This is a genomic window from Vibrio diazotrophicus (genome assembly GCF_038452265.1).
GTDB classification, from domain to species: Bacteria; Pseudomonadota; Gammaproteobacteria; order Enterobacterales; family Vibrionaceae; genus Vibrio; species Vibrio diazotrophicus.
In genome coordinates this window covers 1,059,750-1,072,525 of sequence record NZ_CP151842.1, presented here as the reverse complement: position 1 = coordinate 1,072,525, position 12,776 = coordinate 1,059,750, and the positions used below count along the sequence as shown (strand labels likewise).

The window sequence follows — 12,776 nt, the reverse complement described above, 5'->3', positions numbered from 1 at the left end:
ATGGAGATAAACGATGAAAAGATTGCCGTTAATATTAGGTTTATCGGCAGCCCTTACTTTAGTTGGCTGTACCACTGCCGATTCCAGTAATGAAAATGGAATAGTACAAATTGAATCGGGCTTACTGCAAGGTAGTACTAACAACGGTATCTACACCTATTTTGGCGTCCCTTATGCAGAAGCTCACGAGCGTTTTGTGCCAGCAGATAAAGTGACGCCTTGGAGTGGTATCCGTAATGCGACAAAGTATGGCTCTATATCATTACAGTCTTCTTTGACAGGCTTCCCCATACCTGAAGGAAAACAAGATAACAACGCTCAAAACTTAAATATCTGGACACCAGGTATCGATAGCAAAAAACGTGCAGTAATGGTCTGGTTACATGGCGGTGGCTTTTCTTCGGGTTCAGCTCAGGAAGTACCCGCATACAACGGTGAAAACTTAAGCCACAAAGGCGATGTAGTCGTTGTATCTGTGAACCACCGATTAAATGTTATGGGACATCTTGACCTCTCTGCATATGGAGAGAAATACAAATATTCCGCGAATGTTGGAGTCTTAGACATCGTCGATTCACTGAAGTGGATTAGAGAAAATATCGCTAGTTTTGGTGGAGATCCAGATAACGTTACAGTCTTTGGTGAATCAGGTGGCGGTGCAAAAGTATTGACCTTAATGTCGACGCCTTATGCAAAAGGACTATTCAGTAAAGGTATAGTTCAAAGTGGTGCTACTGAATCAATGGGTGTGAACTTTACAACGTTAGCTGCAAGCCAACGAGTTGGGGAGTTAACGCTGAAAAATCTCGGCATTTCTCAGGATAACGTCGACGCGATTCAATCGGTTCCTTATGACAAATTGGTTGAAGAGGCGATGAAAGCTCAAGTTGAAACCGCTGGCGAGTTTGGCTTGTTTGGCGCATTATCGGGCAAAGTTTCTATGGACTGGGAACCCGTTGTTGATGGCGACTTCTTACCGACGAACCCTGTGACTCAAGATTCGTTTGCACAAGCAGGAAAAGATATTCCGTTACTTATTGGCTCTAATCTCAACGAATGGACATCAATGAATCTTGTTATGGGACCTGACAAAGGTAAACAGTTCTCTGATGCTGAAATAGAAAGTCGTTTGCAGAAAGTCTATGGCGATAAAAAGGATGATGTTGTTCGTGAATTTCTGAAAGCTTTTCCAGCAAAAGCCAAACAAGACGCCTTGTATTTCGACACTTTTATTCGCTTACCAATGTTGAAAATTATGAGCCATAAAGCAGATCAGCAAGGAGCACCTGTTTATGGGTATGTCTATACCTATAACTCACCTCTAGCGATTCATACTGCTGAAATCCCATTTGTATTTAACAATGCACAAGCTCAACCACCGATTGCCATCAGTAACAGCAGAACAGAAACGGAACAACACTCAGCAAATGTAATGGCAGATACCATGAGTAGCGCTTGGATCTCGTTTGCCAAAACAGATAAACCAGCCGCTAATTCAATACCAGATTGGGAAGCTTACACTCGTGATAATGGCGCAACCATGATTCTTGATTTGGAAAGTTCGCTAGTGTTCGGTCACGATAAAGGATTGATGAAAATTCTAGCCCCTGATTACAAGTGGTAATCACGCCGAGTTAACTCGATCTTTCAGATAGCTAAAAGCCTATACTTTTTAAGATATAGGCTTTTTTATTATCAATAACGTCTGCGTAAAACGCCCTTAGAAAGCTAAGGTGTCAGTGGTTCAACAGGTCTTTCCACCATAACTTGAACGACTGCTGTTCATTATCTATTTCTATCGTCTCTCCAATCATTGGTGTCATTAACCGGAATGGCTGTTTTAGACTTGCTTGGTATGTACGCTCAAGTGGATCGTACCAGGTGTGTTTCGAGAGCTTAAACTTACTGTTGTGTGAAGGCAGCATCGCTTTTGTTCCCAAGTCTTTAGCAGCTTGAACTACCTCTTCAGGCGTCATGTGAATATACGACCACGCTTCGTTATATTGCCCATCTTCCAATACTGCGATATCAAAATTACCTAATTTGTCAGCAATCTGTTTGAAATGAGGACCATAACCACTGTCGCCACCAAAATAGATTTTGTGCTTTGGCGTAACGATAGCAAATGATCCCCAAAGCGTTCGATTACGTTCAAGCAATCGTCCTGAAAAGTGTTGAGCTGGCAAAATATGGATGACTAAATCATCCGGTTGTTCAATACTGCTGAACCAATCTCCTTGGCTTATTTTGTTAGCATCAAAGCCCCATTGTTCAATGTAAGAACCTACGCCTAACGGTGTGATAACGTTGTCAATTTTTTCTCTTAATGCGTTTAGCGTTGGGTAATCTAAGTGATCCCAATGATCGTGAGTAATCAATAAGTAGTCGATAGCAGGAATATCATCTGCGGTATATACATTTGAACCTTTGAAGGCGACGTTCGTCATCGGTACAGGGGACGCATTTTCACTGAATACAGGATCGACAAGGAAGGTTTTACCATCTAATTGCATGAAATAAGAGGAGTGCCCCATCCATACTATGATATTCGTTGAAGGATTAAGTTGTTTCAGGTTAGTTTTATTAGATGGTATAGGCTGAGAAGGTATTGCATCCACATTCTTATCAAACACAAATCTGTATAGGCGAGATACTCGACTTTCTGTGCTAGTGATCAATGGTCTATCAATGGTGTTTTTAAAGTAACCATCTGCATAATGATCGCTTTCGTTTTGCTGATCGACAATAGGGTCAACAAGTGCGGGTTGCTTCATGTAAGCAAAGCCACCGACAAGTAAAATTGCCAGAATAATAAACAGTGTTTTCACGTATAAACCTTAGTTACCTTAATATTAATAAGAGATTTTTTATCGGGGAGTATGCTTGAACCAACGAATTCGATGTAAAACCAAGTAGCTGATGAGAGACACAGCAACGAAAATGGCAAAGTGGTGAAAAATAAAACCGTAAGGGTTTGAAAAGTCCCACATAAATAGAACGGGATTCATTAACAGCTTATCGATGAAAACCATCTCGTCAATGCTAAATAATCCGATGATGCCGATTGAGTAGAGACTCAATCGTAGAAATGTCTGGAAGGTTGCGTTTCGTGACCAAGAGTAATTGTGTAACCAATTCAGAACTTTAATACTATTGAACCCTACGTGGATCGCGACGATGATAAACATCCAATAACCTGAAGCGAAATGTAATCGGCGAATGATATTACTTGGTCGTTCAGAAATATTAGGCAACAACTCTCTTGATACAAACAAACTTGTGGTGACAAGAGTCAAAACTACCGCTAGTAGTAAAATATTCAGCATCAATATAAATCGCGGTCTGGTTTTTTTTACATGTTTGTTGATATGCCTGTACCATAACCGATTGAAAAAGTTATGTATTATCATGAATGCAATTAATGCCAAGCCTAGCCATTCGTGTGTGAGGTTTCCAAGCCAATAATAAGCAAGGCAAATAATCAACATCAGAAGAGAGACGCAGTCTAACAGCAGACGTGTCGGTATCTTGGGAGTAAAACGAAAAATAGACATAATACTAGCCTCATTTGAAGTTCATTAAGTCGTAGTATGTATATGTGTATTCGCTTGATTCTTGTGAGCGGTGACAAGACTGACATCGTTCAGTATTCTCATCCATATTGATACTGCCATCTCCCCAAAACCACTGAAATTGCCAGTCATCCGTGCGACGATAGGCTGGATAATCTGCTCCCCAGTTTTCGCCTTTTTCCATCACAAAATATCGATATATTCGACTGTCTCTGTAATCGACTAATACGAACTGACTACCGTTTGGCGCAGGTTCGCCTTGTTGTAGTGCATCGATTGTGGTTTGTTGCGTCATAATGTGTTCTGTGACCTCTCCTCTCGTCACAGTCGTGTAATGAACCAAATCATCAATATTGGGGAGTTTTACTCGATTTTCCTCTGCTGTTGAGACCAAAGGAAACAGCGTCAAAGCAACGACGACAGTTTGCTTCAATAGCTTGTTTATAGGCATAGTTTTTATAGGCATCATTGCCTCCGTGTATATTCCGAATAAGTGAGCAATCTTTTGAAGGGAAGATGGGGCAAGCATTTTGTTTGAGTTGTTGCATGCCCCGATGTCACATTAGTTGAGCTTCTTACTTGTTAAGAAATCTTCAACCAGTTTTAGGATCTCTTTGTTGTTTAAATCGGAGAATGGGAAATGAGTATTACCTTTCACACCAATTTCAGGAAGGTGAACAAGAGTCACATCGCCACCGTGACGATTCACTGTTTCCTGCCAAACTTTTGCCATCGCTAATCTAACACGCCATGCGTCTTGAGTCGGAACATCAGTTGGCTGTGCAGGAATGTTATCACCGTAGTAAATGACAATAGGAATACGAGTTAGAGCCATAAAGTCGTCTAAAGGCACTGGAACACCTTTCAACGTATCGAAAGAGCTAGGCATTGGCTCTGGCACTTCTCCTTCTGGGAATACAAAGTTACTGCCTGGTTCAAATGAAACGACACTCTTAATGTGAGGGTTTTTCATTACAGCAGACCAACCTAAACCACCACTATGGGAATGCGTAAACAAGATGCCGTCGCCAATTTTATTGAAGAGTTCCGAAACAGAATCTGACATCAGCTCTACGTTAAATGGACCGGTATCTGGCACCATTTGGCGGAAGTATTGATTAAGAGAAGCTTCGTCTTTAGGGAACTGAACACCATCAAAGTAATCTGGGTAAATCCCGACACGGAATTGACCGAACCAGAATTGTTCATCAGGTTTTGGAGCAATGGTTGTACCCTCAGTACCTTTCGCAGCAGCACCGCGACGAGGCTGGTCAATCAAATAAACAGAGTAGTTATCTCTTAGGAAAAGAGTTTTAAACCCTTCACGACCATCAGGAGTCTCTCCCCAGGTCTTAGAAAACTGACCGAAACCATGCCACATAACAATCGGGTATTTCTTCGGCTCTAGTGGAATTTGGTAAGACGCATATAGATGATCACCATGTAACGTTTGCCCTTCAGGTGTAAAAGGTTTTTTAGGGTTAAATTCACCTGGAGCGGTGATCACTGTACCGCCAACAGTAAAGCTACCTTGTTTAGCGATGGTGATTGGTTGAACAACGTCATCAGCATAACTATTTGAAATAAGTGGCAACATTGCTAAGCACAATACTGACACTCGTTTGTTTAAGCGAAGATTCATCGTGTTTCCTCAGATTGAGTGGTTTTACAGCAGTATACTGAAAGCATTGATTTTGATTATGCGCACCTGCTGATAGCACTCATTAGATAATTTCATTAATGAGGAATAATTATTAATTTGTCTTTATTTGAAAACGCCTCTAACGCTATACAAAAAATAAACCTAACATACTGATTAATACTTATTATTTCATAATTAATAAGTTTTATTCATAAGTGCTTTCATGTTTAGTGGGGTTATCACGTAGTAACAGATTGTTACTATTCGCGGCATCAATGATTTTGCAATTGGTGGAAAAGCATAATGAAACCTCAAATTTTAAAAGAAGAGCGCGATGTGAATAAAATGCACGTCTTAGCCATCGTATTAGCAAGCTACTTTGTTATTTTGCTTGATACTTCTATTGTCATTACGGGCTTGCCAGAAATTCGCCTTGCTTTTGATTTAACGACGACTGAGCTTTCTTGGGTTCAAAATGCATACACACTAAGCTTTGGTGGATTCATGATGCTCGGTGCTCGTGCAGGAGATCTCGTTGGTCGTAAGCGAATGTTTATGATTGGCTTAACGTTATTCACCGTTACATCTTTAGTTATCGGTCTAGCACCGAACGCATCAACAATGTTTGTCGCCAGGGCTGTACAAGGACTCGGTGCAGCGATCCTTGCGCCTTCTACTCTATCTCTACTTTCTATTTACTTTTCTGAAGGTGAAGAACGGACTAAAGCACTTTCTTATTACGCTGCTACAGCAGGCATAGGGGCAAGCTTGGGACTCGTTGCTGGCGGTGTGTTTGCTGGTTGGTTAACATGGCGAATTGGATTTTTAGTCAATGTTCCTGTAGGGATTGTACTTTTGTACGCTGGACGGAAAGTATTAGAGGAATCCGAAACTCAGAAGGGTAACTTCGATATTCTTGGTGCACTTACGTCAACGATTGGCATGACTTTATTAGTGTTTAGTATTGTTGAATCTGCTTCATTAGGCTGGGGCAGCATGGTTACTCAATCATCTTTGATTGCTTCCATTGTCTTATTAGCTGTATTTTTCTTCCATGAGTCAAAAGCGGCACAGCCAATTTTACCATTACGACTCTTTAACAGTAGAGAGCGCGTTGGAGCATATTTAGCTCGTATGCTGTTTCTTGGGGCTATGGTGAGTTTTTTCTTTTTCTCAACTCAGTTTATGCAAGGAGTATTGCAGTTTACACCTGTGCAAGCTGGTATTGGCTTTTTGCCTTTCACTATTCCTACGTTTTTCGCTTCTCGCATGGTTCCAGCCATGACAAAACGGTTAGGCAACCAAGCTGTTATGTTGATTGCTTTCGTATTCTTATTCGCAGGACTTTGGCGTCTGAGCCTTGTGACGGTAGAAAGTAATTATATTGTTGGTGTCGCCATTCCAATGTTCATCATTGGCTTTGGTAACGGTGCTGCATTAGGACCACTTACTATTGCGGGAGTCGCTGGTGTCGCGAGAGAAGATACAGGCGCGGCATCAGGACTTGTCAATGTGGCGCATCAATTAGGCGGTAGTCTAGGTCTTAGTATCCTCGTCGTCGTATTTTCATCAGCTATGACACCAGAATTATCAGGTAATCTGCTACTTGCGCATCAAATCTCTGCGGCATATAAGGGAAGTGTATGGATGATTGTTGGTGCAATAGCCTTCATTTTGGTATTGAACTTTATTCCCGCTTGGTGGCGTAAATATCGAATGTTGGTGAAGTCAGTTCAACAGTCTTAAAAAATAATCATGGTTTCATAATAATAGTTTTTAATTAATGAATTTATTTCATGTCAGCTATTGATTAACTATAGTAATGGTAAGTCATCCGTTATGTAAAAATAACCTCATACATATGACGCATGATTTTCCACTAAGTAAATAATAGACGACAGACATGAACAAAAATTACAACGATTTACTGGCATTTGTCACAGTGGCAAGAGAAGGCAGTTTTACTAAAGCTGCTGGTTTGCTTGGTGTTTCTCAATCAGCGTTGAGCCATGCCGTTGGCGGTTTAGAAAAACGTTTGGATGTTCGTTTGCTTAACCGGACGACTCGTAGTGTCTCGCCAACAGAAGCTGGTGAGAGATTAATGAATTCTATCGCTCCCAAGTTAACCGAAATTGACCATGAACTTGAGCTGATCAATGAGTTCAAATTAAGACCCGCAGGAACAATCCGGATCACAGCCGCAGAGCATGCTGTGAATACAATACTTTGGCCGAAAGTTCGAGATCTCCTATTGGAATATCCAGATATTAACGTTGAAATCAGCGTCAATTATGGTTTTGTCGATATCGTATCTGAACGATTTGATGCAGGGATTCGTCTAGGTGAAAGCCTAGATCAAAATATGATCGCTGTACCTATTTCCCCTCCAATGCGAATGGCTGTTGTGGCAACCCCTGAATATTGGAGAAAGAAAGGTAAGCCTTCAACGCCTCACGAATTAGTTGAACACAACTGTATTAACATTCGATTTCCCACCTACGGCGGCGTGTATGCGTGGGAGTTTGAAAAAGACGACAAAGTCATTAACGTCAACGTTAAAGGGCAAGTGGTCATGACCAGTACACAAAGCCGTCTTAATGCGTCATTAGATGGCCTTGGGATCACCTATGTACCAGAGGATATAGTACAAGATCATTTAAAAAATGGTCATCTAGAACGAGTCCTTGAAGACTGGTGCCCTCCCTTTGATGGCTATTACCTTTACTATGCAAACCGTCAATTAAGCTCCCCCGCATTCAAACTGCTCGTTGATGCACTTCGTTATCAACGGTATTCATGAATTAAATCGATAAGTCCATTAATTATTCCGCCATTATCATTGGTTATTGCCACTCCTATAATGACATTTCATTTGCTGAGGATTGGAGATAACCATGAAAACGAGAGTTCTGGGAGCCAGTGATTTAGAAGTGTCTGCGTTAGGTCTGGGCTGTATGCGCATGAGCTTTGGAGACAAACCTACTGACAAGAAAGAAATGATTAACTTTCTACGTCAGTCTGTGGATGAAGGCGTGACATTTTTTGATACCGCAGAAGTTTATGGACCTTTCACGAATGAATCGTTGCTTGGCGAAGCCCTGAGTTCAGTTAATAAAGATAAACTTATCATTGCTACAAAGTTTGGGTTTAAACACAGTGCACAAGGCACTGGACCTACTCCGAATGAAGGCTTTGATAGCCGCCCTGCACAAATTAAACGAGTGGCTGAAGAATCACTAAAACGCCTAAAAGTCGATTGTTTAGATTTATTCTATCAACACCGTGTTGATCCAAATGTTCCTATCGAAGATGTAGCAGGCGCTGTTCAAGATTTAATTAAAGAAGGCAAAGTTAAGCACTTTGGTTTGTCAGAAGCGAGCGCGGATATTATTCGTAGAGCGCATGCGGTTCAGCCCGTTACTGCATTGCAAAGTGAGTACTCTATATGGTGGCGTGACATTGAAGCTGAAATCCTGCCAACCTGTGAAGAACTTGGCATAGGTCTCGTGCCTTATAGCCCTTTAGGTCGTGGCTTCTTGACTGGTGCAATTACCAAATCAACTACCTATGACAAAGGCGACATACGTAGTCACAACCCTAGATTTACGGCTGAAGCAATAGATGCCAATCAAGCCGTCGTTGATCTTCTTATTCGTATTGGGCAGCAATATCAAGCGACACCTGCTCAAGTAGCTCTTGCTTGGTTACTTGCTCAAAAGCCTTGGATTGTGCCTATACCTGGTTCTCGAAACTTAGCACGTTTACGTGAAAACAATGCTTCGACAGATCTCAATTTAACTCTTAACGATTTATCAGATATTGCCAGTGCAATGGCTAACATAAATGTGGTTGGAAATCGTTATTAATTAGTCACTTGATGACAACTCTAGGAATACTAACAAATGCAAACTGTAACTTTAAATAATGGCATTGAAATGCCAATTGCTGGTTTTGGCGTTTTTCAAATGAATGATCCAAAAGAGTGTGAGCAAGCTGTCATTGATGCGATTGACGTCGGCTATCGCCTAATTGATACCGCAGCCTCGTATATGAATGAAGTCGAAGTCGGTAATGCGATTAAAACAAGTGGTATTGAACGTGATGAACTGTTCGTTACCACAAAATTATGGCTTGAAGGGGCTAGCTACGAAGGCGCTAAAGCACAATTTGAGCGTTCTCTAAATCGCTTACAAATGGACTACGTTGACCTTTACCTTATTCACCAACCGTTTGGTGATGTTCATGGTGCATGGAGAGCGTTGGAAGAATTGTATAAAGAAGGCAAAATTAAAGCGATTGGTGTTAGCAATTTTATGCCTGATAGATTAGCTGATTTGGTTGCATTTAATAATATTGTACCAGCGGTCAACCAAGTGGAGGTCAACCCGTTTCAGCAACAGCTACATCCTGTACCTTATATGCTGGCGAATGGTATTCAACCTGAAGCATGGGCACCTTTTGCCGAAGGTCGCCAGAATTTATTCTCTCATCCTGTATTAACACAAATTGCAGAGAAATATGGCAAATCTATTGGTCAGGTGGTGTTGAGATGGGTTGTTCAGCGCAATATTGTGGCTTTAGCTAAAACCGTACGTAAAGAACGTATGGCTGAAAACTTAAACATCTTTGATTTCGAACTCGATGCTCAAGACATGGCTCTTATTGCTTCTCTTGATACTGCGACTAGCGCATTCTTCTCTCATCGCGATCCTGCAATGGTTAAGTGGTTATCAGACCGAAAACTCAATGTTTAATCGATAATTTAGACTTTGAGAGGCTGTTTACAGCCTCTCTTTTTATTGGTGAGAAGATGTTAAGAGCAATATTAGTACTGTTTTTATCAGCTAATGCTATGTTGTTTCCATTAGCCGTTCAGGCTGATTCAAAAGCACTGTACAATGATGTGAGCATGGGAAATGTTCTTATCGTTTATTTGAGCCGCACGGAGAACACTAAAGCGGTTGCTGAAATAATCCAACGACACACTGGCGGCAGATTGATCGCATTAGAGCTAAAGCAACCTTATCCGACAGACTACAAAGCAATCGTTGAGCAAGTCAGAAGAGAAAATGAAACTGGTTTTCTCCCTGAGTTAAAAACTTCAATTTCAGATTTAAAAGACTACGATTCAATATTTATTGGTTTTCCTACTTGGGGGATGCGCTTACCGCCGCCGACGAAATCATTTCTGTCTAACAATAATTTGAGTGGAAAAGTCGTCATCCCCTTCAATACGAATGGTGGCAATGGCATTGGCAGTAGCTTTGAACAAATCACGCAATTATGTATCGGTTGCAAAGTTAAACAGGGTATCTCTTTTGTTGGAGGCTCGGAGAGAGACGGTAGATTTCTAGAAATAAAAAATGACAGAGCTAAAGAAGTTGATGCTGGAGTTGTTAACTGGTTGGAATCGTTAAAGAAAAAGTAAAAAATTAAGCCACTTATCTTTTATGATAGGTGGCTGAACGTTTAAGAAATAACACAATAGTTACGATTTTAAAGGAGCTTCGACGTCAGAATAAACTTGTACAGCATCTGGCAATCTATTTCCTTTGATCTCTATTTTCGATAATGAATCATTCAGTTCCGATAACTCTTGAGCTGTAAACGTAACATTTACCGCTTGAGTGTTTTGCAGCATATGATCTTTGCTCGTCGTTCCTGGTATCGGCACGATCCATGGTTTCTGTGCCATTAACCAAGCTAAAGCTATTTGGGCTGGCGCTGCATTTTTTCGTACAGCCCATTGCGTAATTAGCTCCACCAATTTCATGTTATGAGCCAAATTTTCAGGGAAGAATCGTGATTCAGTACTTCTAAAGTCGCCTTGTGCGAAGCGGGTTCTTTCATCGATCCAACCCGTCAGGAACTGAACGCCAAGTGGACTCCATGGAACAAATCCAATACCTAACTCTTCACAAGTAGGAAGTACGGACTTCTCTGGACCTCTCCAAAGCATTGAATATTCGCTTTGAACAGCAGCGACAGGGAGTTCCTTATGTGCTCGTCTAAGGGTATTTAACCCCATCTCACTTAGTCCCCAATTGAGTACCTTGCCTTCAGCCATAAGATCTTTTACTGCGCCAGCGACATCTTCAATTGGAACATTAGGGTCAACTCGATGTTGATACAGGAGGTCTATACGGTCTGTTTTAAGACGTTTTAACATCCCTTCTACAACAATCTTAATATGCTCCGGTCGGCTATTTAATCCAGGTAAACGCGCTCCTGTTTCCTGATCGATGTTCCAACCAAATTTAGTAGCGATAACGATTTTATCTCTAAACGGCACAACACCTTCACCCAAGATTCGTTCAACTTCCAGTGGACCGTAAGCTTCAGCCGCATCAAAAAAGGTAACTCCATTTTCGTAGGCTGAACGTATAACTCTAATCATCTCTGGTCGATACGGTACACTCGTATCGTACTTTCGACTCATATTTTGGACGCCTATTCCAACACTGGAGACTTCGAGATTACCCAATTTTCTAATTGGAAGCTGAGTTTGAGAAGTCTTTCGTAGTGTGGAATTCGAGGCTGTTGTCTGAGTGGCTGAAGCGATGCTAGGAAGCATCGTCGCCGCAGCTAATGTTGCCCCTTTTGTCAAAAAAGAACGACGACTTTCCTCGATAGGTAATTCATTTTTTTTCATAATTTGTCCTTTTAGTAAGTAAAGGAAATCCTCATATCTGAGAACGTCAGTTAGGTTTTTCTGGTTTAGTTAAATTCCACTTTTTCAAGCCACGTGACGCTAGGACCATCCGTTGATACAGGGCTAATCGCGATATGAGTCATTGACTTATCTACGCTTGCACCGTGCCAATGCTTAGTCCCAGGTGGGCACCAAACGATGTCGCCAACGGATAAGTGTTGAATTGGTTGTCCCCATTCCTGAGTGCGGCCTTCACCGTCAGTAACAATCAAATATTGACCGTGCTTATGTATGTGCCAATTGGTCACAGTGTTGGCTTCGAAATGCACAATCGCAGGCGCAACATCGTTGGAAGTAGGAAGAATTGGATAACGGGAAAAGTGAGCTTTTCCTGAAAAAGTTGTGTCAGGAGCTTGATGGATTTGGTGTTGTTCAAATTTAGTTATGGTTTGGTTTTGCCCAAGAGCTATAGGGCTAATTAGTCCAGTTCCACAAAATAACGAGATTAATACTATTGGTGTTTTTATCCGTCTATTCATCATAAATTCTATCGTAAGCAAATATCATTGTATGAATTCATGTTATGAGAGATAGACTGACGACATCATGACGCTGACATAACATTTTTGTCAGCTTTGTTACGGAATCAAAAACTTAAAGCGTGATGATGTCTGCCCCTACGATTTCTTGCCACTAGGCTAAAAATAGATGTTCTTGTTCATATAGAATCTTTGAATACTCATCGTCGGACGCAAGTATGGTGTAAGAAAGGTTTTTACTGTCAATGTTCGTTGGCTGTGTTACTTGATTTCCACGACTGGTAGATTCTTTAAATGGCGGGAATGGAGCGTCAGTATTGAACTCTGTGGCATTATTCATAACCGAACTGATAAAAACCATGTCACCAAAC

General features: G+C 41.2%; 13 protein-coding genes. 6 read left to right on the top strand and 7 right to left on the bottom strand.

Annotation, left to right across the window (positions count from 1 at the left end; all coding sequences use genetic code 11):
- Positions 1–13: 13 nt before the first annotated feature.
- Positions 14–1,624 carry a carboxylesterase/lipase family protein gene (locus AAGA51_RS04870; protein WP_042486877.1) on the top strand — a complete coding sequence of 537 codons (1,611 nt, stop codon included), beginning with the start codon at positions 14–16 and terminating at the stop codon, positions 1,622–1,624.
- A gap of 112 nt (positions 1,625–1,736) precedes the next feature.
- Here AAGA51_RS04870 and AAGA51_RS04865 read toward each other — a convergent pair whose 3' ends face one another.
- The 4 genes from AAGA51_RS04865 to AAGA51_RS04850 all read right to left on the bottom strand — a co-directional run bounded on the left by AAGA51_RS04865 (position 1,737) and on the right by AAGA51_RS04850 (position 5,214).
- Entirely contained in the window at positions 1,737–2,828 is a 1,092-nt protein-coding gene (locus tag AAGA51_RS04865) for an MBL fold metallo-hydrolase (RefSeq protein WP_042486880.1), read from the bottom strand.
- Positions 2,829–2,867: 39 nt separating this feature from the next.
- Positions 2,868–3,326 (bottom strand): DUF4405 domain-containing protein, encoded by a 459-nt coding sequence (locus tag AAGA51_RS04860; protein WP_167828609.1) that lies wholly within the window; start codon positions 3,324–3,326, stop codon positions 2,868–2,870.
- 238 nt (positions 3,327–3,564) lie between these two features.
- Complete coding sequence (locus tag AAGA51_RS04855; protein WP_052404607.1) at positions 3,565–4,038, bottom strand: cytochrome P460 family protein; 474 nt, start codon at positions 4,036–4,038, stop codon at positions 3,565–3,567.
- Positions 4,039–4,134: 96 nt separating this feature from the next.
- Complete coding sequence (locus AAGA51_RS04850; protein WP_042486886.1) at positions 4,135–5,214, bottom strand: alpha/beta hydrolase; 1,080 nt, start codon at positions 5,212–5,214, stop codon at positions 4,135–4,137.
- 303 nt (positions 5,215–5,517) lie between these two features.
- Between AAGA51_RS04850 and AAGA51_RS04845 the strand changes: the two genes are divergently transcribed.
- The 5 genes from AAGA51_RS04845 (at position 5,518) to AAGA51_RS04825 (ending at position 10,642) form a co-directional block, all read left to right on the top strand.
- On the top strand, positions 5,518–6,960 hold the full coding sequence (locus AAGA51_RS04845) for an MFS transporter (protein WP_042486889.1): 1,443 nt from the start codon (positions 5,518–5,520) through the stop codon (positions 6,958–6,960).
- Positions 6,961–7,117: 157 nt separating this feature from the next.
- On the top strand, positions 7,118–8,014 hold the full coding sequence (locus tag AAGA51_RS04840) for a LysR family transcriptional regulator (protein ID WP_042486892.1): 897 nt from the start codon (positions 7,118–7,120) through the stop codon (positions 8,012–8,014).
- Positions 8,015–8,108: 94 nt separating this feature from the next.
- Entirely contained in the window at positions 8,109–9,080 is a 972-nt protein-coding gene (locus tag AAGA51_RS04835; RefSeq protein WP_042486895.1) for an aldo/keto reductase, read from the top strand.
- A gap of 36 nt (positions 9,081–9,116) precedes the next feature.
- The gene (locus AAGA51_RS04830; RefSeq protein WP_042486897.1) at positions 9,117–9,968 is read left to right on the top strand and encodes an aldo/keto reductase; all 852 of its coding nucleotides are present in this window, start codon (positions 9,117–9,119) and stop codon (positions 9,966–9,968) included.
- Positions 9,969–10,024: 56 nt separating this feature from the next.
- The gene (locus tag AAGA51_RS04825; RefSeq protein ID WP_081878723.1) at positions 10,025–10,642 is read left to right on the top strand and encodes a flavodoxin; all 618 of its coding nucleotides are present in this window, start codon (positions 10,025–10,027) and stop codon (positions 10,640–10,642) included.
- A 60-nt stretch (positions 10,643–10,702) separates the two neighbouring features.
- Here AAGA51_RS04825 and AAGA51_RS04820 read toward each other — a convergent pair whose 3' ends face one another.
- The 3 genes from AAGA51_RS04820 to AAGA51_RS04810 form a co-directional block, all read right to left on the bottom strand.
- Positions 10,703–11,866 (bottom strand): aldo/keto reductase, encoded by a 1,164-nt coding sequence (locus AAGA51_RS04820; protein WP_042486900.1) that lies wholly within the window; start codon positions 11,864–11,866, stop codon positions 10,703–10,705.
- A 65-nt stretch (positions 11,867–11,931) separates the two neighbouring features.
- Complete coding sequence (locus tag AAGA51_RS04815; protein ID WP_052404608.1) at positions 11,932–12,405, bottom strand: cupin domain-containing protein; 474 nt, start codon at positions 12,403–12,405, stop codon at positions 11,932–11,934.
- A 154-nt stretch (positions 12,406–12,559) separates the two neighbouring features.
- Positions 12,560–12,766, bottom strand: a complete 207-nt coding sequence (locus AAGA51_RS04810; protein ID WP_042486902.1) for a hypothetical protein — start codon at positions 12,764–12,766, stop codon at positions 12,560–12,562.
- Positions 12,767–12,776: the final 10 nt, after the last annotated feature.